The organism is Psychrobacter sp. I-STPA10 (assembly GCF_021012795.1).
In the GTDB taxonomy this organism is placed as follows: Bacteria; Pseudomonadota; Gammaproteobacteria; order Pseudomonadales; family Moraxellaceae; genus Psychrobacter.
In genome coordinates this window covers 156,513-180,119 of the sequence record NZ_VFYU01000014.1, presented here as the reverse complement: position 1 = coordinate 180,119, position 23,607 = coordinate 156,513, and the positions used below count along the sequence as shown (strand labels likewise).

Annotated in this window: 20 protein-coding genes; 13 read left to right on the top strand and 7 right to left on the bottom strand. The window is 39.2% G+C overall.

Features of this window, described 5'->3' with window-relative positions; translation table 11 throughout:
* The first annotated feature begins 63 nt into the window (after window positions 1–63).
* The 3 genes from rapA to FHK89_RS06615 all read left to right on the top strand — a co-directional run bounded on the left by rapA (window position 64) and on the right by FHK89_RS06615 (window position 5,448).
* The gene (gene rapA, locus FHK89_RS06635; RefSeq protein ID WP_230658280.1) at window positions 64–2,946 is read left to right on the top strand and encodes an RNA polymerase-associated protein RapA; all 2,883 of its coding nucleotides are present in this window, start codon (window positions 64–66) and stop codon (window positions 2,944–2,946) included.
* A 259-nt stretch (window positions 2,947–3,205) separates the two neighbouring features.
* On the top strand, window positions 3,206–4,696 hold the full coding sequence (locus tag FHK89_RS14950) for a tetratricopeptide repeat protein (protein ID WP_329958694.1): 1,491 nt from the start codon (window positions 3,206–3,208) through the stop codon (window positions 4,694–4,696).
* Window positions 4,697–4,887: 191 nt separating this feature from the next.
* Window positions 4,888–5,448: a CAP domain-containing protein gene (locus FHK89_RS06615; RefSeq protein ID WP_230658277.1), complete on the top strand. Its 561-nt coding sequence runs from the start codon at window positions 4,888–4,890 to the stop codon at window positions 5,446–5,448.
* A 293-nt stretch (window positions 5,449–5,741) separates the two neighbouring features.
* On the opposite strand, the gene FHK89_RS06610 is transcribed toward FHK89_RS06615, so the two are convergent.
* Window positions 5,742–6,638 carry a DUF3800 domain-containing protein gene (locus FHK89_RS06610; RefSeq protein ID WP_230658274.1) on the bottom strand — a complete coding sequence of 299 codons (897 nt, stop codon included), beginning with the start codon at window positions 6,636–6,638 and terminating at the stop codon, window positions 5,742–5,744.
* Window positions 6,639–6,876: 238 nt separating this feature from the next.
* Between FHK89_RS06610 and tyrS the strand changes: the two genes are divergently transcribed.
* Genes tyrS through FHK89_RS06590 form a run of 4 tightly spaced genes read left to right on the top strand, consistent with a single transcriptional unit; the run spans window position 6,877 to window position 9,083 of the window.
* Window positions 6,877–8,085, top strand: a complete 1,209-nt coding sequence (tyrS, locus tag FHK89_RS06605) for a tyrosine--tRNA ligase (protein WP_230658271.1) — start codon at window positions 6,877–6,879, stop codon at window positions 8,083–8,085.
* Between the two features lie 38 nt (window positions 8,086–8,123).
* A complete protein-coding gene (locus tag FHK89_RS06600; protein ID WP_230658268.1) occupies window positions 8,124–8,426 on the top strand; it encodes a hypothetical protein in 303 nt (100 codons plus the stop codon).
* On the top strand, window positions 8,426–8,833 hold the full coding sequence (locus FHK89_RS06595) for a type II toxin-antitoxin system VapC family toxin (protein WP_230658415.1): 408 nt from the start codon (window positions 8,426–8,428) through the stop codon (window positions 8,831–8,833). The genes FHK89_RS06600 and FHK89_RS06595 overlap by 1 nt, the downstream gene beginning before the upstream one ends.
* The gene (locus tag FHK89_RS06590; protein ID WP_230658265.1) at window positions 8,826–9,083 is read left to right on the top strand and encodes a DUF1653 domain-containing protein; all 258 of its coding nucleotides are present in this window, start codon (window positions 8,826–8,828) and stop codon (window positions 9,081–9,083) included. Before FHK89_RS06595 ends, FHK89_RS06590 begins: the two co-directional genes overlap by 8 nt.
* Window positions 9,084–9,124: 41 nt before the next feature.
* Here FHK89_RS06590 and FHK89_RS06585 read toward each other — a convergent pair whose 3' ends face one another.
* The 5 genes from FHK89_RS06585 to FHK89_RS06565 all read right to left on the bottom strand — a co-directional run bounded on the left by FHK89_RS06585 (window position 9,125) and on the right by FHK89_RS06565 (window position 14,227).
* Window positions 9,125–9,478 (bottom strand): hypothetical protein, encoded by a 354-nt coding sequence (locus FHK89_RS06585; protein WP_230658262.1) that lies wholly within the window; start codon window positions 9,476–9,478, stop codon window positions 9,125–9,127.
* Between the two features lie 91 nt (window positions 9,479–9,569).
* On the bottom strand, window positions 9,570–10,073 hold the full coding sequence (locus tag FHK89_RS06580; RefSeq protein WP_230658259.1) for a hypothetical protein: 504 nt from the start codon (window positions 10,071–10,073) through the stop codon (window positions 9,570–9,572).
* 123 nt (window positions 10,074–10,196) lie between these two features.
* Window positions 10,197–11,129, bottom strand: a complete 933-nt coding sequence (locus FHK89_RS06575; RefSeq protein WP_230658257.1) for an alpha/beta fold hydrolase — start codon at window positions 11,127–11,129, stop codon at window positions 10,197–10,199.
* Between the two features lie 515 nt (window positions 11,130–11,644).
* Complete coding sequence (gene ribBA / locus FHK89_RS06570) at window positions 11,645–12,763, bottom strand: bifunctional 3,4-dihydroxy-2-butanone-4-phosphate synthase/GTP cyclohydrolase II (protein ID WP_230658254.1); 1,119 nt, start codon at window positions 12,761–12,763, stop codon at window positions 11,645–11,647.
* A gap of 147 nt (window positions 12,764–12,910) precedes the next feature.
* Window positions 12,911–14,227, bottom strand: coding sequence for a replication-associated recombination protein A (locus FHK89_RS06565; RefSeq protein ID WP_230658252.1), 1,317 nt, complete (start codon window positions 14,225–14,227; stop codon window positions 12,911–12,913).
* 344 nt (window positions 14,228–14,571) lie between these two features.
* Between FHK89_RS06565 and FHK89_RS06560 the strand changes: the two genes are divergently transcribed.
* Together FHK89_RS06560 and FHK89_RS06555 are read left to right on the top strand one after the other, a co-directional pair.
* Window positions 14,572–15,051 carry a type IV secretion protein Rhs gene (locus FHK89_RS06560; protein ID WP_230658249.1) on the top strand — a complete coding sequence of 160 codons (480 nt, stop codon included), beginning with the start codon at window positions 14,572–14,574 and terminating at the stop codon, window positions 15,049–15,051.
* 254 nt (window positions 15,052–15,305) lie between these two features.
* Window positions 15,306–16,355, top strand: a complete 1,050-nt coding sequence (locus FHK89_RS06555; protein ID WP_230658246.1) for a hypothetical protein — start codon at window positions 15,306–15,308, stop codon at window positions 16,353–16,355.
* Window positions 16,356–16,518: 163 nt separating this feature from the next.
* On the opposite strand, the gene gltA is transcribed toward FHK89_RS06555, so the two are convergent.
* Window positions 16,519–17,799, bottom strand: coding sequence for a citrate synthase (gltA, locus tag FHK89_RS06550; protein ID WP_230658243.1), 1,281 nt, complete (start codon window positions 17,797–17,799; stop codon window positions 16,519–16,521).
* 1,428 nt (window positions 17,800–19,227) lie between these two features.
* Between gltA and sdhC the strand changes: the two genes are divergently transcribed.
* From sdhC to FHK89_RS06530, 4 genes are all read left to right on the top strand, one after another.
* On the top strand, window positions 19,228–19,617 hold the full coding sequence (gene sdhC, locus FHK89_RS06545; RefSeq protein ID WP_230658240.1) for a succinate dehydrogenase, cytochrome b556 subunit: 390 nt from the start codon (window positions 19,228–19,230) through the stop codon (window positions 19,615–19,617).
* Between the two features lie 20 nt (window positions 19,618–19,637).
* The gene (gene sdhD, locus FHK89_RS06540; protein WP_230658413.1) at window positions 19,638–20,027 is read left to right on the top strand and encodes a succinate dehydrogenase, hydrophobic membrane anchor protein; all 390 of its coding nucleotides are present in this window, start codon (window positions 19,638–19,640) and stop codon (window positions 20,025–20,027) included.
* 179 nt (window positions 20,028–20,206) lie between these two features.
* Window positions 20,207–22,057 carry a succinate dehydrogenase flavoprotein subunit gene (gene sdhA, locus FHK89_RS06535; RefSeq protein ID WP_230658237.1) on the top strand — a complete coding sequence of 617 codons (1,851 nt, stop codon included), beginning with the start codon at window positions 20,207–20,209 and terminating at the stop codon, window positions 22,055–22,057.
* Window positions 22,058–22,251: 194 nt separating this feature from the next.
* Entirely contained in the window at window positions 22,252–22,962 is a 711-nt protein-coding gene (locus FHK89_RS06530; protein WP_230658234.1) for a succinate dehydrogenase iron-sulfur subunit, read from the top strand.
* Window positions 22,963–23,607 lie beyond the last annotated feature (645 nt).

The window sequence follows — 23,607 nt, the reverse complement described above, 5'->3', positions numbered from 1 at the left end:
AAAATAGCTATCTGCTCATTATTAGTTTTCACACCATTCACTGATTTTGGAAACCTGAGGTTTATGACTATATCTGCTGCACTAAATCCTGAATTTGCTGTTGGTCAGCGTTATTTATCAGACACTGAGTCGGAGCTTGGGCTTGGCGTCGTTGTAGCAGTAGATGATCGCTGCGTGCATATTTTATTCCCACAAAGTGAAGAGACACGAGTCTATGCCAAAAACTCTGCCCCCTTATCTCGGGTGGTGTTTAAGGTAGGTGATGAAGTGGGTGATCAAGATGGTAATACCCATACCGTCACTGCTGTCGAAGAGGTGATGGGGGTGATCAAATATCAGGTGGCAGGTAGTGATCGTGGCATTATGGAGACACGACTGGCGGCTAATATCACGTTGGCTCGACCATTGGAGCGGTTGTTGGCAGGTCGGGTAGAGCGCACAGATTGGTATGCACTGCGCCAAGATATTTTGCGCATGCAGTCAGCATTGGCAGCGCATCCACTCAAAGGCTTGATGGGTGCTCGGGTCGATATTATTCCGCATCAGTTATATATTGCGCATGAAGTGGGTAAGCGATTGTATCCGCGGGTGATGCTGGCTGATGAAGTGGGACTGGGCAAAACCATCGAAGCAGGTTTGATTATTCATCAACAACTGATGACAGGTAAGGCAGAACGGGTGCTTATCCTTGTGCCTGATAGTTTGCAGTATCAGTGGATGATCGAGCTGCGTCGTCGCTTTAATTTGGAATTTTCGTTGTTTGATTTGGTGCGTACCGCTGCCATCAAAGAGCATGACCCTGAGCAAAATGTCTTTGCTACTGAGCAGTGTATTATTGCCAGTATTGATTTGATGCTGGATCATCATGATTTGTATGAGCAAGCCATTGAAGCAGGTTTTGATTTATTAGTGGTTGATGAAGCCCATCATCTGCATTGGGATGATGAAAATGGTGGTAATGAAAAATATGAGCTGATTGCTGATTTTGCCCATGAAACCAAAGGCTTATTATTATTAACCGCAACACCAGAGCAATTAGGGGCAGAGAGCCATTTTGCCCGCTTGCGTTTGCTAGACCCTGATCGTTTTGATGATTTGGATGATTTTCTCGATAGTCAACACGCCTTTGCTGAAACAGCGGCAGTGGCAGATGTCTTGATAGCCGATAAGCCATTGAGCACAGGGCAAATAGCCGCTTTGACTCAGCTATTAGGCTTTGAAGAGGCTGATGAGCTACAAGCGATTAATGAAGATGAAAAGCTGCGTGCGTATGCGCTCAATGAGCTATTAGACCGACATGGCACAGGGCGCGTGTTATTTCGTAATACCCGAGACAGCGTGCAAGGGTTTCATGGTCGTCGTTGTCAGCCGCATCCACTGCCGCTGCCCGAAAGCTGGCAGGACAGCTATCAAACTCAGGGAAAATTGCGTGAGCAGTTGTGGGGTGAGGAAAACCAACCTGATGGTAGCTGGCTAGAGGCTGATCCGAGAGTACCGTGGTTGATTGAGTTATTAAAAGGTAGCCTAAAACACCATAAAGTTTTGCTGATTGCGCGTAGTGGTGCAACCATTGAAAGTCTTGAAGCAGTATTGCGCCTACATGCAGGTATCAAAACCGCTATCTTTACAGAGCAGATGAGTTTGCTTGAGCGTGACCAAGCGGCAGCCTTTTTTGCTGATGATGAAGGCGCGCAAATCCTGCTATGCTCCGAGATTGGCTCGGAGGGGCGCAATTTTCAATTTGCCAATCAGTTAATATTATGGGATTTACCTGCCAACCCTGACACCTTAGAGCAGCGCATTGGACGCTTGGATCGTATTGGACAAACCCAGCAAATTATTCTGCATGTTCCTTATGTAGAAGGCACAGCGCAACAGCGGTTGTATCGTTGGTATGATGAAGCATTGAATATCTTTAATCAGATTTCACCAACGGCTCAAATGGTACAAGAGCAGTTTATTGTCGATCTGAAGCCTTTATTAGAAGGAGAAGACAATACTGAGAATAAAGCAAAATTAGATGATTTGATTGCAGAGGCGAAGCGTGTTCGTCAAGAGTTAGAGGCACAGCTACAAGCAGGGCGTGACCGTCTGTTAGAATATAACTCTTGTCGTCCTCGGGTGGCAGGACGCATTGCCAAAACTATGGCAGACTTTGATGACAATAATCTACTACCTGCCTTTTTGGAGCGTTTTTTATCCTCGGCAAATATAGATCACAGTGTACAGCGTGATGGCTCATGGGTCATTCATCCACCAGAAGCAGACAGTCAGCACAGCGAGCTTAGCAGTTTGCCCATTGGTGAAGATGGCATGACGTTGACCTTTGACCGTGAGCAAGCGTTATTGCGGGAAGACATGGCATTTATTACCCATGAGCACCCTTTAATGCAGGCGGTATATGAGCTTGCCAGCGCAGGCACATTTGGTAATACTACCGTGGCGATGCTTAAAAGTATGACTGTGCCACAAGGTATGCTGATGCTTGAGGTGACTTTCCGTGTGCAAACCATTGCCCCCAAATTATTGAATTTGCCAGCGACGTTGCCAACCCAAAGTATTCGAGTATTTATCAGTGAGCAAGGGCACGATTTATCAGAGCGCATTACCGCTGAGATGATCATGCCGCATATTGAACGCATAGATAAAAACCGTGCCCGCCAAGTGGTCAAGCTACGTGGTGAGGTCATTAGTCAGCGTTATGAAGATGCACAGGCAATCGCTGAGAAAAAACTGCATGATATTAGTGAGCAGGCAAAAGCGCGTTTTAGCCAACAGTGGCAGCGTGAAATTAAGCGTCTAAAACATTTACAGGCGATTAACCCTAATGTGCGTGCTGAAGAGGTTGAGCGTTTAGAATCTCTTAAAGCACAAGGTGAGGCGGCATTATCTAGTTTGTCACTTGTACCTGATAGTATTCGGGTATTGGTGGCAATGAAGCCGTAATTGCTCATTTGACTACTAAAAATAAGGCAAATAAAGTTTAATCTTAAAAATTTCAACAAGGCTTTGATTGGTCATAATCAAAGCCTTTTTTTGTGGTATTTTAATAGTGACCATAACAAAATATTTGCTGCGGATGTTGTAGTAGAAAAAAGAAAAACTTAGTTTGTATTGCAGGTATATTTAAATTTATACTTAAGCTAATATAGTTATTAATTATAAAATAACCACCTATCTACAAAACACTCACAAGGAAGCCAAAATGACAGATACTCATAGCACCGCTCAGTTTACACTGGATCATAATCAAACCATGAATAAGACAAGCATAGATAAGATAAGCAATAACATGATGAATAAAACCACCAATAAAACCAAGCTGTCCATACTGGCAGGCAGCCTATTGTTACCGACTTTATTAATAAGCTCAATGGCAATGGCAAATACAACAGTCAATGACTGTGACAAACTAGCTGCCCACCCTGCTAATAAAGATAACCCCAGTGGTGTTACAGGCGTGGATTGGGATGACTTAAATTCAGCCGCTGCCATCGCTGCATGTCAACAAGCATTATCTACAGACTCTAACAATCCTCGATATTTGTTTCAGTTGGGTCGTGCTTATGATAAAGCCGAAAACTACACAGAAGCACTGACTTGGTACAAAAAAGCCGCTGCCCAAAACTATGCACCTGCACAATCCAACTTAGGGCTGATGTATGAAAATGGCAAAGGGGTGAGCCAATCAGACAGTGAAGCGGTGGCATGGTATCGCAAAGCCGCTGCCCAAAACTATGCACCTGCACAATCTAACTTAGGAACTATGTATAGAGATGGCAAAGGGGTAACGCAATCAGACAGTGAAGCGGTGGTGTGGTTTCGCAAAGCAGCAGAGCAAGGTGATGCTTATGCACAAAAAAACTTAGGAGATCTGTATAGAGATGGCAAAGGGGTAACCCAATCAGACAGTGAGGCGGTGGCGTGGTATCGCAAAGCGGCAGCGCAAGGTAATGCTAAAGCACAAAATAACTTAGGGTATATGTATGAATTTGGCAGAGGGGTAACCCAATCGTACAGAGAAGCGGTGGCGTGGTATCGTAAAGCAGCAGAGCAAGGTAATGCTTTAGCTAATGCTGAAGCACAAAAAAACTTAGGGAGGATGTATGAAGATGGTAAAGGAGTAACCCAATCAGACAGTGAAGCGGTGGCATGGTATCGCAAAGCGGTTGGGAGAGGTAATGCTGAAGCACAAAATAACTTAGGGATGATGTATAAAGATGGCAGAGGAGTGAGCCAGTCAGACAGTGAAGCGGTTGTTTGGTTTCGTAAAGCAGCAGAGCAGGGATATGCACCTGCACAAAAAAACTTAGGGGCGATGTATAAAGATGGCAAAGGAGTAACTCAATCAGACATTGAAGCGTTGGCATGGTATCGCAAAGCGGCAGAGCAAGGTGATAGTGAGGCGGCGGAGTGGTATCACAAAATATTTTATGCACAAGTACAAGCGATGGCAGCGACAACTAGTAGTAGCTCTAGTAGCTCATCTGGTGCAGGAGGGAAGGTTATTTCGATGCGTCATTATGCTACTCATAGAACTTTTACTACTTATTTAGTTAAATGCAAAAATGGTTTTAACCCTTTAGTTTCAATAAATGACAGTGGTAAAGTATGGTGGACGTCAGCAAATGGAGGGCAGTCTAGTATGCAAGTTGGTATATCTGTACAAGAAGGTGCAGAAAGAAGTTGTCAGTAGTTAATAGCTGTCTATTATTAATTTATAGTTTTCAACAACTCGAACTTTGGCAGTTGCTTATGAATCCTGATTGTCTTAGTAAATATTATTAGAGGTTATGATTATACAGCGTAATTTTAAGTAATTTATATTTTTATTAATAATTTCTAATATATATTGTTATTTTAAAATTAAAATAAGGAAAATCAACCATGATATCAAACACAATTAAAATAATATCAGTGCTTGTCTGTGCCAATATCTTAGTTGGCTGCTGTATTGGTGATTGTAAAGAAGATCCCAACGCCAAAAATTATATAAAAAATACAGTGACAGATACCCATTGCCCTGAAGGTTTAACCCAACAAGCCATGCTAGAGGCGGTCAATAAAGTACGTAGTGAAGGTAGATATTGTGGTGCTACTTTCTATCCAGCGGTTGAGTCATTAGTTTGGAATGGGCATTTGGCGCAGTCCGCTAGTTTGCATGCCAAAGACATGGCGGATAATAATTATTTTAGTCATGAGAGCCAAGATGGTCGCACAATGGAGCAAAGAATCATTGCCGCAGGCTATGCCAACAACAGTTATAAAGCGGAAAATATCTCAGCAGGTCGAAAAACACTGGATGACACCATTAATGGCTGGATTGCAAGTGAAGGACATTGTAAAAATATGATGAGTCCTGATTACCAAGATTTTGGTATGGCGTGTGCGTCTAATGCAAACTCTGAATATACCACTTATTGGGTGCAAAATTTTGGTAAGCAATAAGTAGTAATGTTCAAACCTTTAACCTTTAATATAAAAGAAAAAATGACAGTAGATGGACTGCCAGTTTTTATCAATGTAGATGGGTAAAGTTTGTTTAGAAGGTGTGGGCGTAAATTGATCCTTATTAGGTAGTTTATTCTTATGCTTATATCAGTTTTATACTTTACAGGTAGTATAAGTCAGCCTATAATAATACCTAAGTGGATTGGGGGTTCCCGATCGGCGTCTAAGCTTCTGGGGGTTCCTAGAGGCTTTTCGCTTTTTTGGCGTTTGTATTTTTTAAATTTTTAGAGTTATTTGATTTTTGGTATGACTTTTAGTCCATAATCCTCATAATCTTTTCCTAAACATTGACGCCCACCTCGGCACATAAATTTCTTTTTTAAAATCTCAAAAGCTTGGTTTTGCTGATTAGAACGCAAATAGTTAATGCCGATTGGTCTGGCAACCAAGTCTGCCAGTTGTAATCCTGTTGAGTTGGCTTGTTTATTTACAAATACCATCTCAAAAGGTAATAGTAGTTTTTTGCGATTTTCCCCTGTACACATACGTCGAAATTCAAGCTCTAGTGCTTTATCCTCTTTTTTACCTCGACATTCTACTAAAATATGGGTTTTTTGCTCTAACTGCTGTTTTTCTGCCAAAAAATCATACAATCCTTCTAAACAAAATCCCAATGCTAGATGGTAGGGATTATTATCCTCAGTCATAATATTAGAGTTTTTTAATTTATCTTTATCTATGACACAAGCAACCAGTATAAAGTTACTACGTGTCATAATCTGTGATAAATCATGCATAAAGCATTGATATAAAGCTCGATTGTTAAGTGGTGTAAACGCATTTTTCTTTTTACGAATTTCATGCTCATGTAATACGATTAAATCATGACCAAAATAGTTAAACTTAAACTTCTCAACAGCAGGCACAATTTTTTCAGCATAATGACGTTTATGAAAAATAGTAAATGCCAATACAAAGACAGGATAATCAGGATTGATACTATCTAGGCTATGGTCGCCACTTTCATCGACATAGACCACATAGTCGCTAAAATTATCTGGTTTAGGATTTGCTGTCACATTAGTAGTAGTCTGTGCATGATATTCATGCAACTTGTCTTCATTGGCAAATTCAAATAATGGCAGTTGCGGTTTAAACTTTTGTGATTTTGTATTTTGCTGACTCATAAAATATTACTCATAAGAAATCCTTGTCATAATTTTGGCACTTTTTGATCGTAATTAAATTAAAGTATCATCAACTTTGCCATGTTTCATAGTTTCTTAGTTGTTCCTAAGCGATCTCTACGCAAAACAAACAAACCCAAACAAACATAGTATAATTAGCTCATGTTAGACTATTTAGCATTTAGATAAAATCAGAGAAACACTAAAAGTCACTAAAATTGAATAATGAGAGAGACAAATGAGCCAATTATCTGTTGAAGAACAACTGAAACTTATCCAGCGTGGTACCCATGAAATTCTATCCGAGGAAGATTTGGTTGCCAAGCTTAAAGAAAACCGTCCACTAAAAATTAAAGCAGGTTTTGACCCTACTGCCCCTGACTTACATTTGGGGCATACGGTATTGATTAATAAACTTAAACATTTCCAAGATTTGGGGCATGAGATTTACTTTTTGATTGGAGATTACACTGCCAAAATTGGTGACCCCTCAGGCAAAAATGCCACCCGTCCACCATTGACCGATGAACAAATCAAAGCCAATGCCAAAACTTATGCCGAGCAAGTATTTAAAATCTTGGATAAAGATAAAACCCGAGTGGTTTTTAACTCCGAGTGGTTTAATGACATGAGTGCAGCCGATATGATACAGCTTGCCAGTCAGCAGACTGTGTCACGTATGCTAGAGCGTGATGACTTCTCTAAGCGTTATGCAGCACAAACACCCATTTCTATCCATGAGTTTTTATACCCATTGGTGCAAGGTTATGACTCGATTGCCCTAAAAGCGGACGTAGAATTGGGCGGAACTGACCAGACCTTTAACCTGCTGATGGGACGTACCTTACAATCTCGCTATGGACAAACGCCACAGGTATGTATCACTGTGCCGATTTTGGAAGGTTTGGACGGTGTCAATAAAATGTCCAAATCATTGGGTAATTATGTCGCTATTTACGACACCCCTGGCACCATGTATCAAAAAATCCTATCTATGCCAGATACGCTAATCCGCCGTTACTTTGAGTTTTTAAGCTTTAAGCCGATGGAAGAAGTGGACGCATTGATGGCAGAGATGGAAAATGGTCGCAATCCACAAGAGATAAAACGCATATTGGCAGAAGAATTAATTGAGCGTTTCCATGATAAAGAGTCAGCAGAAAATGCCCATAAATCAGCAGGTAATGTGCTAGCTGATGGAGAATTGCCTGTTGATTTGCCCGAAGTGATGCTTGAGTTAGAGGACGGACAAGAGGCATTGTTTATTACTCAAATCCTAAACCAAGCCGAACTTGCCAAAAATAACGCCTCTGCTAAAGACATGGTGAAACGTGGTGCGGTAAAGGTTGATAATGAAGTGGTCGATGCTGGCTTTAATTTAACCAGTGGACAAACTGCTGTCATTCAAGCAGGTAAAAAGGCATTTGCTAAGGTGACAGTGGCGTGATAGTTCGTTTTAGATGATAAAAAGTAGGTGAGGTGATTATGACCATTGCAAAAATAATCAATATTGGTGCAGAGCAATTAATTGCCTTGCCTGCTGGATTTCATGTAGATACAGAACAGGTAGAAATTCAAAAGCAAGAAAATCGTTTGGTTATCCATTTACATCAAGCAGAATCTAGACAATTTGATAAAGAGTGTTCGGATAGGCAGGCGAGTTTTTTGGCGTGGCGAAAAAAGCTTGAACAGGAGTTAAGCGAGACTGATTATCAAGATTGGCAAGACCCATGGGCTGATGTACGTTCTAAAGAAGAAGGTCGTGAGTTTAATTGGGACGATATGTGATGTATGTTTTAGATACCAATACATTTTCTGAAGTTATCAGACCGTTAGCCAATAAAAAGGTGGTCAAACAGTATTATGATTGTTTGAACCAAATATATTTAGCGATACCTGTTTGGCAAGAGTTATATTATGGTTATCAAATCATGCCAAAGGGTAAAAAAAAACAAAGAGTGTATGATTTCCTAAACTCTCAAATTATTACTTTACCTTGTTTAAACTATACTAAAAGCTGTGCTGATATTCATGCCAGTATCCGAGCAAATGCAAAGCAGGCGGGTACACCTGTTGGTTTTGTTGATAGTCAAATTGCCAGTGTGGCAATGGCTAATGATATGATATTGGTTACTCGTAATACCAAAGACTTTACTATGATTGATGGTTTAAAACTGGAGAACTGGTTTGGGTAATAATTTAAGTAAAGACCATAATTCTAATACCCCAATTCCCCAAGGCATTTACCGCCACTATAAAGGCAACCTTTATCAAGTCTTGCATACCGCTCGCCATTCCGAGACCGATGAGCTTATGGTGGTCTATCGCTGTCTTTATGGTGACTATAGTGTATGGGTACGACCGTTAGCAATGTTTACTGAGATGGTGACGGTTGATGGTCAACAAGTACCAAGGTTTGAGTTGGTTGAGACTTATACAAATTAAGTATAACTAACCTAGTTGGAATTAGTTTAGATGCTAAATAATTAGTTTAGACAGCTTCTAGAGACTGTACCACTAGCAACTGGTTCTTTCCAACTCATCCATGTGATTTGTCCATCATATGTAATAGTAGCTTTAAATGCACCAGATACCCGTCCCCAGAATCCACGTATTTTATAATCACCTCGAACATAAAGACCATTATTTCTATAATCCCAATAGGTTAGTCTAACATCTTCAACAGTACTGTAATTACTAGCACATGATAGAGCACTTAGTGATTGAGATTCTATATAGTCTCTTGCTTCGTAAGATAAACTAGATGGATTTGCAGCTAAAGCTATAGAATTAGTACTTAGTACTGTAATAGAAATAATAAAGAAAGTTATTTTTTTCATAGTGTCCCTTCAAAGTACCTAAATCTAATTACAAATATTAATATAGTTAGCTTGATTATATTAAGATATTAGCATCTTTCCATCCAATCTGCTATTTCTTTTGCAGGGTGGGTATAGCTTTATGTAGCTCAGTTTCACACATCATTTCCATCTGAGTAGAAAAGCCTGCTGCATGTGTTTTTATCTGTTCCCAAGTTTCCTCTTGTTGCTTTTGATTAAGCTCTGCTGAGCCATATTTGGTGACTTGTTCTTGAACCACATTGGTATTGTCTTCCCATGCCATTCTAAGAATTATTTGAGAAAATACCGCAGATAAATCTATGATTAGCTGACCAAAATCAGGATTGACTTTGGCATCTTCTTGGATGGTTTTTTGTAGTGGTTGTAGGATTTCGTTATTAAGATATTGTTGGGCAACGTCAGGTGTGCCCCCTGACTGCTTGATAATCATGATATCAAAAGCTTCTCTTTCACAAATACTACCAATAACATCAACAAAAGCTTCTTCGTTAGATTGAGTATCAGATGCTGCCATACTATATGGACTGATACCGATACCCAGCATTATTAAAAGTGCAATGAGAGCTTGTCGCATGATTGATATCCTTAATAGACTACTATAATGAAGCTATGATTACTGTAGCATAAAGTTTTAAAAATATCTTTGTAATTGTGGAAAAAGCTGAGCCATTTTAGGATAGGTATATGTTTAATATAACTACCTCTTATCCAAAAATTGTTTAAGCGTCTGATAAAATCCTACTGGTGCATCCAACGGTATGGCATGTCCTGAGTGGGGCAATATTATCTCGTTAACATCTTCTAAATACCCTGCTAATTTACTTTGCCAAGCAGGGGCATATAGTTTAGAGCGAGCACCTATTAACAAAGTAACAGGAATATCAATATTATCAATAGCAGCACGGTAGTCATAAGGCAGCTTCAGATAGGCAGACAAGCAGCACAGCTTATGTTGCCAAGTCGGGTGTTTATAAAATACTAGACGCTGAGGCGTACGATAACCTAGGAGGTGAATTATTGCTTTTGACTGCCAACGTCCCACAGACAGCAGCGAAAATTGCCGTTCCATATACAGCATTTGTCGCTTAACTTTATAAGGTAGATGAGTAAATGAATCGATATTATTAAGATAGGGCAGGGCAGTATCCAAAATTTTTTGGAAATTGGCAAAGATTTCGCCTTGTTGCTCACCAAACAATCCCCCTTGCCAATCGGGTTGATTGTGAATCACAGGTGATTGATCAATATTAAGATAACGGCTTATTTTATCTGTTCCAAACCGCTGGAAATACGCCCACATTACCAACGCCCCCATCGAGATAGCAGCAACGGGTAAAGATGTGATTCTGTGCTCGTTACAGATATGAGAAATAACCGCTTGCGTATCATCAGCATATTGCTCAATAAAGTCAAATTGGGTAAGTTTTATATTACTAGCCAGTCCAAATCCTCGAAAGTGCGGTAAATAAAATTGATAGCGGGTGCTTAATGGTGCAATAAACGGAATAAATTCTCTGCTATCCATACCAAAAGCATGCAGCAATAATATGGGCTTGCCTTTGCCCACAATAGTTATTGGTAAGCCAGTATTAGTATGGGGAGAAGATAGTAAGATATTTTTTAAATACATATTAAATAAAGATGTATACACAGTAATATAGAATATTAGGTGATTAAAACGGTGCTTGTTTGTATAGTCTGTCTACGATAAATCTACCACGAGGTTAACCTCGCTTGATGTGGGTGCTATCTACACTTGCTACACTTGGTTGCTTTGTGGTGGATTTATATTAGATTGACTATATACAATTATTTTTTGTGTCACTGTTTTATCATTATTTTTATCATACTAGTGGCCACTATTAGATAGCCACTGATGACTAAGTTATAAAAACAGAAGATATGTGATTATTACTTGATATTTATTTGGTGGTGTTTCAAAAAGTATCGTTGTGGTTATTTTTAATAAATTACCACAGTCTTAGCCTTCCCCCTAGCCCCCTCCTTGTAGGAATTTCTATTTAAAGAAATTCCCTTGCAAGGCTAAAATTGCAGTGCTTGCTTTGATAAACAAGCCTTAACGCCTCTTAGGGAGGGTATAGCATGTTTTTTAGAACATCATCATTTATTTTAGCTGAAGTCTATTTAGCTATTTTTGCAGTCAGGCGCTTCGACAAACTCAACCACATTTAAGTCAAAACCCGATAAAGCAAAAAACTTCATTGGTGAAGACAATAAGCGCATGTTATGTACCCCAAGATGGCGCAAGATTTGTGCACCAACACCAATACTACGATAAGGTTGGTTGGATAATGAATTGACTGACTGGTTATTTGCCGCTTTATCCAGAGTATCGCCTAAATTAACAGGATCGTTATTACCAATCCATACCAACACCCCTCTATCAGACTGGCTGATTTCTTTAAGAGCGGCTTGCACGCTCCAGCCACTACGCCCTGTCTCATCATGTTTGGCGGCAAATAAATCACGCAATGGGTGGAAGCCATGCACACGAATAGTACTAGTGCCTTCGCTTGGCTCACCTTTGACCAATGCCAGATGCGTCTCTGTTGCGCCATATTCACGGAAGCGGTGCAGGGTAAACGTACCATAGTCCGTATGAAAGTCACGAACTTCCACTTCTTCAATGGTTTGCTCATGGGCAATACGATAATTGATTAAATCTGCAATGGTACCAATTTTAAGGTCATGTTCAGCGGCAAATTTTTCTAAATCATCACGGCGAGCCATCGTACCATCAGCATTGGTAATTTCACAAATCACTGCTGCGGGCTCAAGCCCTGCTAATCGGGTTAAATCACAGCCTGCTTCGGTATGTCCTGCCCGATGCAACACCCCACCATTTTGTGCCATAATCGGAAAGATATGCCCTGGCTGCACAATATCTTCGGCTTTGGCAGTTGCTGAGACAGCCGCTTGTATGGTTTTGGTTCTATCAGCAGCCGAGATGCCTGTGGTCACACCTTTGGCGGCTTCAATAGATTGGGTAAATGCTGTACCAAACTTTGAGCCATTATTTTGCGACATGGGGGCTAGGTTTAAGCGTTGACATCGCTTTTCTGTCAAGGTCAAACACACCAATCCACGCGCATGAGTAATCATAAAGTTAATATCTTCAGGACGCACATGAGTGGCTGCCATCAGCAAGTCACCCTCATTTTCACGGTCTTCATCGTCCATTAAGATGACCATTTTTCCAGCTTGAATGTCATCAATAATTTCTTTGGTACTATTTAAGGTCATAAGTATCTCGTTAGTTATGTCGTTTATTTTAAAATATTAATCATAAAATATATGCAGGCTATTGTATAAGGGATTGTCAGACTTCGCCATGATTGTTTGAGTCATCATTGGGCTTGATGATGACAAGTCGTTATCCATTATAAATAATTATGACGATTGATTGGCTGCCACTTGAGATTGCAACCATGCCATAAACTGCTTGCTGTGCTGTTCACGTCGATTATCAGCATATTGATAAAACTGTGTACCTACTAGGTTATCAGGTAAATATTGCTGTGGATAATAATGGTTACGATGATCATGTGGATACACATAGCCTTTTCCATAACCTTGCGTTTGCATCAGCTCAGTGACCCCATTACGTAAATGTAGCGGTACTGGCGATTGGTCTTTTTTTGCCAACGCCATCGCTTGATTAATGGCGGTATAAGTGCTGTTGCTTTTGGCACTGGTGGCAAGGTACACCACCACTTGCCCTAAAATAATCCGTGCTTCTGGCATACCAATACTTTTAACACTACGCAGCGCAGCATCGGCTAGCAGTAAGGCATTGGGATTGGCATTACCAATATCCTCACTGGCAAGAATCACCAATCTTCTGGCAATAAATTCAGGCGGTTCACCAGCGACTAACATACGAGCCATCCAATACAGTGCAGCATCAGGGTCAGAGCCACGTACCGATTTTATCATTGCTGAGATGATGTCGTAGTGCTGTTCCCCATCTTTATCGTAGCGTTGCAGTGAGGTTTGTGCCACCCGAGACAATAGCGCATCGTCAATTATAATTTGTGCTTGGGTTTGGTCAGAGGCTTGTACTGCCATCTCAAGTAAATTTAGTGCTTTACGAGCGTCCCCTTGTGCCAAATTAACAATGCTATTTTGTGCCTGTAATTTTATTGGTAGTTTGGATAATACCGCATCTTGGCTGATGGCTCGCTGTAATAACTCAGCAATTTGCGTTTGATTGAGTGGCTGCAAGCGATAAACCTGACAACGAGACAGTAGCGCATTATTAACACTAAATGAAGGGTTTTCTGTGGTAGCACCAATTAAGGTAATATCTCCTGATTCTACGGCTCCAAGTAACGCATCTTGTTGTGCTTTATTAAAGCGGTGAATCTCATCAATAAAAACCACTGGCGGCGATATATCAAATCCATCTTTATGGTCTAATATCTCTCGCAGTTGCTTAACCCCAATGTTAATTGCTGACAGAGGATAAAACGGACGGTTTACCGCTTTGGCAAGCAGCATGGCGATGGTGGTTTTTCCAATACCCGCCTCACCATGCAAAATAAGTGACGGTAGATGACCATGGGCTACAAATTGTTGAATGGGTGCACCTTCTCCTAGTAGATGCGTTTGTCCAATGACTTTATCTAGACTATTAGGTCGCATACGCCCTGCTAGTGGTGTGTCGGTTTGACGGCTTGTTTGGTCAGTCAGTGGTAATTGAGTCATAATCTATATGGCATAATAAGCAAAATGAGTGTAATTAAGATAGCGTATCATAAGTGACCAATAGTGATGTTATTATATTCATATCCTTTGCGTAAACTCTTTGTATTTTGTATATAGGCACAGAGCTACTAAACAGCGACGGTGTTAACCTCATTTGCTATACAACCAAACTATCTGCACTCGGTCACCTTGTATCTGTTTTAGTCTGCTTCGACCATAGTCTGCTATATATTTAGCTGAATCTAATTTGTTATAACCACTGCTTAATTAATTTTAGTATCATAGTAAATAGTAAACCATAGGTTTTAAGTTTTTTGAGACAAATTATTTTTTTGAGATAAATTATGATAAAAAAGTTATTTTGGTCATTTATTGACCGTTTTCGCATCAGAAAATCACGCCCGCTGACCACCCAAGAAAAGCAGTTAGCACAGTCAGTTTTTGGGTCACAGCTTGATGTGCAGCACATATCTATCAAAACAGCATGGTGGGTACTAAAAAACTATGCCGTTAGCCCAAACGGAAATATCTATTTTCATTATAACGACTGGGTAGAGGACTTTACTGAACAATCACTTAGTAAACAAGGCTGGCTGGTGCATGAATTGACCCATGTGTGGCAATTGCAACAAGGGGTTAAAGTGGTACGTGGCGCTTTATTTAATCGTCGTTATGGTTATGTCTTATCAAAAGATAAATCCTTCTCTTCATTTGGTATTGAGCAGCAAGCACGTATGGTACAAGATTATTTTTTGCGCCGTGAGCGCGGGGAGGATTGTAGTGCATGGCAAGCATGTATCCCTTTTTTATCACCACTACATTAAGATTAAGGGGAATAAATAGAATTTTTAAATAAATAACATATTCAATCTAATATAATGTCACCATAAGGCAACCGAATGTAAATAGTACACCCATCTAGTGAGACACCGTGGTGGAATTATCGTAGGCAGACTATATCTTATAACAGTTTTATAATAGAGAATTAATAGCAGCAATAACTTGTCACATGCCTGTGCTATATTATTTATGGTTTCTGACTTTATAATACTTATTTTTAAAATGCTGAGGGTCTGTAATGTCGACTCATTTTGCTGTTTATCGTCCACGCACCGACAAGATAAAAATGCCCATTGTAAGTAAAAGTATCTGTCTAAGTGTATTAACCCTAAGCATGTTACTAACTATGTCTGCCTGTCAGCGTAATAATACAGAAACACAAGATAGTCAGATAGCAAGTATAAAAATAAAAGACGCGGTTGCAAGTGCAGAAGCATTGGCAGCCATTGAAGAGTTTCAGCCCATCTATATTACCCAAGTCCTAAATCTGCAAAATAGTTTGCAAGCAGAGTATGAAGCATTGCAAACAGCCGATGTGCCTATGAGTATCAGTCGGGTAGACAGTGAAAATAAAGAAACAGAGACGGTAAAAACACTTGATGAAGTAAAGAGCATGCAAGATGTGCCAAACTTAGATAATGACAGTGACATTGTGCGCGATACTAATACTATTAGCGATTCTGTTAATAGTACAGTTAATGACAATGCGAGTGCGGATAGTAGCGATAGCGATAGTGATAATGATGCAGATACAGAGAGTAGCAGAAGAGAGGTAACACAGACACAAGTAAACACGTTGCCACCCAAACCTGAGCTATCTGTCGATGCTGTGTTAGCTGAGCAACAACCTGATGAGGTACAATTACCACTGGCAACAACCGTCATCACTCCGCCAAAAATATTGACCAAAGAACAAATAAAAACACGTTATCAAACAGCGATGCAGGCATTATATTCATCTGCTGATAAACCATTAACAGCAGAAACCGTTGATACCTTATTAAGTATTGCCATGTTAGTTCCTGACCTGTTTAAAAATGCTGAATTGGCAGAAAGACTCACCATAAAAATGCCAACACTGGCGAGGCTACTACAACAATATCAAATCTGGGAACAGATAGAGGCACAACAAAGTGCCGAGCTACAAGCAATCAAAGAAGCACAAATTTTAGAGCAACAAAAACAAAAACAGGACTTTGAAAAATTAATGGCAGAATTTAACCAAACCATTGCAGGATATGATGAGCAAATTGCAAAATATGAACAAAAGCTCAAAGAGTTTGAGTAATGCGGACTCTATAAATAAAATGACGTTTGTTTATCTACGAATATTTGTCTAAAATTGTGTAAGTCTTAATCTAAAAATTTGATAACATATAGAAAAAGCCCACTCAATATCAATTGAATGGGCTTTTTATAGCTTTGTTTGTTAAAAATATTTGGATTAACGGCTATTTACGGTCTTCAAGTTTTACAAAGTCACGCTTGGTTTCGCCAGTGTAAAGCTGACGTGGACGACCAATCTTAAATGGTGCGCTGTGCATCTCTAACCAATGGCTAATCCAGCCTGCTGTACGTGCTAGAGCAAAGATAACAGTAAACATTGAGGTTGGAATACCAATCGCTTTTAGAATAATACCTGAGTAGAAGTCAACGTTTGGATATAAATTACGCTCTACAAAGTAAGGGTCTTCTAAAGCAATTTTCTCAAGCTTCATGGCAAGCTCAAGTTTCGGGTCATCAATACCCAATGCTTCTAGTACCTCATCACAAGTTTCTTTCATTACCTTGGCACGAGGGTCAAAGTTTTTGTAAACACGGTGACCAAAGCCCATCAGCTTCACTTCTTTGCGTTTTACTTTTTCCATAAACTCATCGACATTTTCAACCGTGCCGATTTCATCTAGCATCTCAAGTACTGCTTCGTTTGCGCCACCATGTGAAGGTCCCCAAAGTGCAGCGATACCTGCAGCGATACATGCATAAGGGTTTGCACCGGTTGAGCCAGCCAAACGTACTGTTGACGTAGAAGCATTTTGCTCATGGTCAGCATGCAGCGTAAAGATTTTATCCATTGCACGAGCCAATACAGGATTGACCTTATAATTAACATCAGCAGGCGTTGCAAACATCATGTATAAAAAGTTTTCAGCGTAATTAAAGTCATTACGTGGATACATGAATGGTTCGCCACGAGAGTATTTATAGCTCATGGCAGCCAAAGTTGGCATTTTTGAAATCAAACGAATCGCAGTGATTTCACGATGTTTCTCATCACTGACATCTAAGCCATCATGATAAAAAGCAGATAAAGCACCAACAACACCCACCATAATTGCCATTGGATGAGCATCACGGCGGAAACCTTCAAAGAATTTGCGCAGTTGGTCATGAACACTTGAGTGCTTTTGTACTTTTTTATAAAAGTCTTCTTTTTGCTCAGCGTTTGGTAACTCTCCATGCAATAAAGCGTAGCAAACCTCTAAATACTCTGCATTATCAGCCAATTGGTCAATAGGATAGCCACGGTGTAATAGTTCACCTTTACCACCATCAATAAATGTAATTTTTGACTCAACAGGAGCAGTTACTTTAAAGCCAGGGTCATACGTCCAGTAGCCAGCGTCTTGAAATGCTGCTACATCAATAACAGGACGACCTAAAGTACCTGTGATAATTGGTAGATCATACTCTTTGCCATCGACGGTTAAGGTCGCTTTTTCATTTGCCATAAATTCCTCTCATTGTTGTTTATTACCATGATGTTTATTGGTAGTGTTTGTGATGTTTTATTTATTATCTGCTTATCAAACCAAAGCCATTATCAGGTTAACCATGACCACTTTATATTGATACAGATAATAAAAGATGGTGATAGGGATAAAATTACAAATTATGCAGATAAAACAGTCTATATCCAAACAGGGTAAATTGGTATTACTATTTATCTTATTTGGATTTAGGTTAAGAGATTCTATCTAGTTTAAAAGCTATAATCTGCCAAACCAGTAACCTTTGCTCTTTTTATTTGTAACAATATATGTAAAACGCATACCAAGGAGATATATAAATAAGTTTTGCTATATATATCACCAAGTTTTGGTCACAAAATTGAAAGTATATAATAAGCAGTATAAAGGTGTGACATTGTGCAAGTTTTTAGTCTATTCCCTTAGTGAGCCCAAAAACTGTCGCTATACCATAAAACTCTTAGTGGTACTAAATCTAAATCTTGTCCCTAAACTTAGCAATTAAGAGTTTCTCGTATCTGATTATCTTATAACAAATTTGGGTAAAATAGTAAGATAAAATGCTGAAATTAGCGATAAATGCAAAAAATATTCTATCAGTTTGACCCTCAGGTGTCATTATTGGTTATTGACTGGTGTTTGGGTCGTGGTAGATAAACACTGGCTTTGCTGTGATTATTAGGGCAATCTAACCACCAAACTTTATGGCAACTGATAAACTAAATATTATACTTTTTTGGAATTAATTTGTAATTAACAGAAACAAACTCTATAATTGTTGCAATATAACTGGTGCTAGCTTTACCCAATACGCCAATACTAGTAATAAAACTCAACTTATATAACAATACATAAAAATGTTTTGTTGATATTTTGAGGATAATTAGTTGGTATAACGACTTGTTAAAATGCTGTGGTAGTGCAAATCTCTGTTGAAACTATCTCAATTAAGATAATACAAAAGAGAGTAGCTATTATAACCATAGTAAGTATAATGTCTTTCAATCATGACATTAAATAACCTAATTTCACTGTTTACATTTATTGAGCACTTCTAAGAATCCAATGGGATTTTTTTGCTGTCAGGTGCTCAAATTTTCATGTTAGCATGTTAATACTTAATAATTTATTTAATAAGTAATAAGTAGTGTAGTGAGGTAGGGTGAAGTCTTTTAATTTAAGAAGTCAATAATAGTAGTCATAAAGTAGTAAGTTTTATCCTACTTTACTCATGAATACTATAGGTACTTTTATTGAAGTAAAGCCAGCAAGCTAGCTCTTCCTTATTTAATTCAACTGAAGTATGCACAGGTAAGACAGGTTTTATCATATACTGATGATAAAAACTAACATAATAGATGCAAAAATTTGCATAATTACCTATGATGCTTTGGTGTTAACTCCAAAAGGATGCCCGCTGTGAAAAGCAACAGACCCATCAATCTGCCATTGAGTCAAGTGATTAGCGTCAATGCAAAATCACCCATTGCGATTGCCTCTATCTTGCATCGTATCTCTGGCATTATCTTATTTCTTTTAATCCCTGTCATATTATGGTTACTACAACGCTCTTTGGCATCACCTGAGAGTTTTGCTACTGTATTTGATAATGTGCTGATTCGTTTTATCGCTTGGATATTTGTAGCCTCTGTTGCCTATCATTTTGTGATGGGTATTAAGCATTTATTAGCTGATATGGGGATGAATGAAGAGCTAAAATCTGGTCGCACTGCGGCTGTGATAAGCTTTGTCATCGCAGCTATACTAATTTTGGCTTCATTTGTATGGGTGATGTTCTAATGAGAAAAAATGACTCAGGTATAAAGAGTGCAACAGGACTAACAGGTTCAGGTTCTCGTGATTGGATCGTACAGCGTATCAGTGCAGTAGTATTGGCAGTATATAGCGTAGTGATGCTGGGTTTCTTTTTGATGCATTCACATGTGACCTATGAGCAGTGGGTAAGCTTTATGATGAGCCTACCCATGCGTCTATTTAGCTTGGTTGCTATTATTGCATTAGCAGGACATGCATGGGTTGGCATGTGGACAGTATTTACTGACTATATTACCAGTACCAAACTTGGTCCTAGTGCAGCTGGTCTACGTTTGGTATTACAAGCTGCGATGATCATTGCGATTTTAGTTTATTTATTTTGGGGTATTATGATTTTTTGGGGTCTTGGTGTTCAAACAGTCATTATTACTTAATAGTACTAAGTACTTAATAGTTTGACTTTTGAGCATTTAAATCAAGCTAGTGTATTGAGCAATTAACCCAACACATAAAATCATATTGGCAGCGACAATGATAAAAAAATAAGTTATTGAAACTTAACTGACAATCATTGCTACCATGCCTTTAATTTATAGTCATTAGGAAACCTGTCATGGCAACTAGACAAGACAATACCATTAGTAATATTAAAACCCTAAACTACGATGCCGTTATTGTCGGTGGTGGTGGTTCAGGTATGCGTGCGTCATTGCAGCTAGCACAAGCAGGCATGAATGTCGCAGTGATAACCAAAGTATTTCCAACACGTTCACACACGGTAGCGGCGCAAGGTGGTATCGGTGCAAGTCTTGGTAATATGAGCAATGATAACTGGCACTTTCACTTTTATGACACCGTCAAAGGGTCAGATTGGCTTGGTGACCAAGATGCCATTGAATATATGTGTCGCGAAGCACCCAAAGTCGTTTATGAGCTTGAGCACATGGGTATGCCATTTGACCGTAACGAAGACGGTACAATTTATCAGCGTCCTTTTGGTGGACATACCTCAAATTATGGTGAAAAAGCAGTACAACGTGCTTGCGCAGCTGCTGACCGTACAGGACATGCACTACTGCACACTTTATATCAAAAAAATCTACAGCAAGGTACCCAGTTTTTTATTGAATGGATTGCGCTAGATTTAATAAAAGACGAAGATGGTAACATCAATGGTGTGATTGCCATTGAGCAAGAGACAGGTGCAGTGGCTGTCTTCCAAACGCCAATTACTGTATTAGCGACGGGTGGTGCAGGGCGTATTTTTGCTGCCTCTACCAATGCTTATATTAATACAGGTGATGGTCTGGGTATGGCAGTGCGTGCTGGTGTACCATTACAAGACATGGAGTTTTGGCAGTTCCACCCAACAGGTGTGGCAGGCGCAGGCGTACTATTGACCGAAGGTTGTCGTGGTGAAGGTGCTATCTTGCGTAACAAAGATGGTGAAGCCTTTATGGAGCGTTATGCACCAACCGTAAAAGACTTAGCACCTCGTGATTTGGTTTCTCGTTCTATGGACCAAGAGATCAAAGAAGGACGTGGTTGTGGACCAAAAGGTGAATATATCGTCATGGATATGACTCACTTAGGGGTTGAAACCATCATGAAGCGTTTGCCTTCTGTATTTGAGATTGGCAAAAATTTTGCGAACGTGGATATTACCAAAGAGCCGATTCCAGTCATTCCAACCATTCACTATATGATGGGTGGCATACCTACTAATATTCATGGACAAGTTACTGTTCCTGATTTGGACGGCAATGTTGATGAAGAGGGCTTATACACTGATGGCAAAGTTGTCAAAGGCTTGTATGCTATTGGTGAGTGTGCATGTGTGAGTGTTCATGGTGCAAATCGTTTGGGTACAAACTCACTACTTGACTTAGTTGTCTTTGGTCGTGCTGCTGGTAAACATATTGTTGATGAATACCATCACGCTGACCATAATTATAAACCACTTGATCCTCGTGTTCTTGATTTTACCCTTGGTCGACTCAATAAATTACAACAATCAACTGATGGCTATAATGCACAAGATGTTGCTGATGAAATTCGTGCCACCATGCAAAAACATGCCAGTGTATTTCGCACTCAAGCATTGATGGATGAAGGTGTTGAAAAAATCTTAGCACTGCGTGAAAAGGTAGAAAAAATTCATCTGATTGATAAATCGCAAGTATTTAATACAGCACGTATTGAAGCCTTAGAAGTTGCGAACCTATATGAAGTAGCAAAAGCCACCATGCTGTCTGCTGCTAAGCGTCATGAGTGTCGTGGTGCGCATACTGTACTAGATTATGACCGTCCTGAAGATGATAAAGTTGCACCAAATGGTCGTAATGATAATGAATGGATGAAGCATACACTTTGGTATTCTAGTGATAATCGTATCATTTACAAGCCTGTACGCAAAAGTCCTTTAACCGTAGATTATGTTGTGCCTAAAGTACGTGTATACTAAGATCAACTTTATTTAATCTTTAATTTCGCTTTTTTTAAATTTATAAGCCGTTGACAGTCGTTTTTTATACTTAGTCAATTAGCCAAGATAAAATGACGTATGAGTAGGTTATTTTTTATTGGTTATATTTGACAGAATGTGATAGAAAAATGTGCTAACCTGTCAACCTGCTTATTATCGTCTGGAGTTACACTATGAGCCGAGGTACTCGCACCATAGAGATTTATCGCTACGACCCTGATAAGGACGCAGCCCCATACATGCAGACTTATACCATCGAGCTGCTTGAATCTGACCGTATGCTATTAGATGTATTATTGCGCCTCAAAAAGATGGACGAAGGGATTACTTTCCGTCGCTCATGTCGTGAAGGGATTTGTGGTTCAGATGGCATGAACATCAATGGTAAAAATGGATTATCATGTTTGATTAACATGAATACTTTGCCAGAGAAGATTACCATTCGCCCACTTCCTGGCTTGCCAGTGGTTCGTGATTTGGTTGTGGATATGAACCAATTTTATGAACAATATGAAAAAATTCACCCTTATTTAATTAATGATCAACCTGCACCACCAACAGAGCGTTTACAGTCTCCAGAAGAGCGTGAAAAGCTCAATGGTCTGTATGAATGTATCTTATGTGCGTGTTGCTCAACATCATGCCCATCATTCTGGTGGAATCCTGATAAGTTCTTAGGTCCTTCTGCATTATTGAATGCCTATCGCTTTGTGGCAGATAGCCGTGATGGTGACACACAAGCTCGTTTGGCACGTTTGGACGATCCATTTAGCTTATTCCGTTGTCGTGGTATTATGAACTGTGTTTCTGTATGTCCTAAAGGCTTAAATCCCACCAAAGCCATTGGTCATCTACGTAACATGCTGCTTGATCAAGCAGGTTAATAATTCGTGTGGTATATATAAATTAAGCCTTTATCAACTGATGGAGGCTTTTTTTTAGGTGTTTTTTGGCTGTTTTGTGCCAATGGTATGAAACAATGTATATAAAGTAGAGGATGATTAGAAACTATTGCAAAGATGTAAGGTTGATAATGATTTTAGCGTGAGTAATTGTACTGTCAGTAGCTGCTATTTTTGTCTAACATGTCCCAAGCTTATGACAAAATTAGACTTATAGAGTAAGTTTGACATGTATTTGATATTAGATTGTTGACCTCAATATCTCACTCAAAGCATCATTACCTTGTCATATTTTACCTTGATAATGAATAGTATGACAAAACAACAGTACAGTAATAGCAAATAAGTTGTTGATAAGACAGTATAATTAAAATTAGTACTGTTATAATATAGTAAGTATCATGCATGTTGACTAAATGTAACTAACAAAATCTAAATAAGTATAATTGTTGTCAAACATAGGCTAACATATTACTTTTGAGTATTACTATTAACTTTCTTCTTAAAATACCAATATATATTTATTGTCTATGGTTACTATTCAATAGATAAATGTCTGGTATTGAGAAAACAAACTATGAGCAATAAATTTGTCATGTTACCCTAGAAAGAGGTATGTAACATTAT

What these genes read in the sequence shown, in the direction of transcription:
- rapA (WP_230658280.1), top strand. Translation starts at nt 64, where the DNA reads ATGACTATATCTGCTGCACTAAATCCTGAATTTGCTGTTGGTCAGCGT.
- FHK89_RS14950 (WP_329958694.1), top strand. Translation starts at nt 3,206, where the DNA reads ATGACAGATACTCATAGCACCGCTCAGTTTACACTGGATCATAATCAA.
- FHK89_RS06615 (WP_230658277.1), top strand. Translation starts at nt 4,888, where the DNA reads ATGATATCAAACACAATTAAAATAATATCAGTGCTTGTCTGTGCCAAT.
- FHK89_RS06610 (WP_230658274.1), bottom strand. Translation starts at nt 6,638, where the DNA reads ATGAGTCAGCAAAATACAAAATCACAAAAGTTTAAACCGCAACTGCCA.
- tyrS (WP_230658271.1), top strand. Translation starts at nt 6,877, where the DNA reads ATGAGCCAATTATCTGTTGAAGAACAACTGAAACTTATCCAGCGTGGT.
- FHK89_RS06600 (WP_230658268.1), top strand. Translation starts at nt 8,124, where the DNA reads ATGACCATTGCAAAAATAATCAATATTGGTGCAGAGCAATTAATTGCC.
- FHK89_RS06595 (WP_230658415.1), top strand. Translation starts at nt 8,426, where the DNA reads ATGTATGTTTTAGATACCAATACATTTTCTGAAGTTATCAGACCGTTA.
- FHK89_RS06585 (WP_230658262.1), bottom strand. Translation starts at nt 9,478, where the DNA reads ATGAAAAAAATAACTTTCTTTATTATTTCTATTACAGTACTAAGTACT.
- FHK89_RS06580 (WP_230658259.1), bottom strand. Translation starts at nt 10,073, where the DNA reads ATGCGACAAGCTCTCATTGCACTTTTAATAATGCTGGGTATCGGTATC.
- FHK89_RS06575 (WP_230658257.1), bottom strand. Translation starts at nt 11,129, where the DNA reads ATGTATTTAAAAAATATCTTACTATCTTCTCCCCATACTAATACTGGC.
- ribBA (WP_230658254.1), bottom strand. Translation starts at nt 12,763, where the DNA reads ATGACCTTAAATAGTACCAAAGAAATTATTGATGACATTCAAGCTGGA.
- FHK89_RS06565 (WP_230658252.1), bottom strand. Translation starts at nt 14,227, where the DNA reads ATGACTCAATTACCACTGACTGACCAAACAAGCCGTCAAACCGACACA.
- FHK89_RS06560 (WP_230658249.1), top strand. Translation starts at nt 14,572, where the DNA reads ATGATAAAAAAGTTATTTTGGTCATTTATTGACCGTTTTCGCATCAGA.
- FHK89_RS06555 (WP_230658246.1), top strand. Translation starts at nt 15,306, where the DNA reads ATGTCGACTCATTTTGCTGTTTATCGTCCACGCACCGACAAGATAAAA.
- gltA (WP_230658243.1), bottom strand. Translation starts at nt 17,799, where the DNA reads ATGGCAAATGAAAAAGCGACCTTAACCGTCGATGGCAAAGAGTATGAT.
- sdhC (WP_230658240.1), top strand. Translation starts at nt 19,228, where the DNA reads ATGCCCGCTGTGAAAAGCAACAGACCCATCAATCTGCCATTGAGTCAA.
- sdhA (WP_230658237.1), top strand. Translation starts at nt 20,207, where the DNA reads ATGGCAACTAGACAAGACAATACCATTAGTAATATTAAAACCCTAAAC.
- FHK89_RS06530 (WP_230658234.1), top strand. Translation starts at nt 22,252, where the DNA reads ATGAGCCGAGGTACTCGCACCATAGAGATTTATCGCTACGACCCTGAT.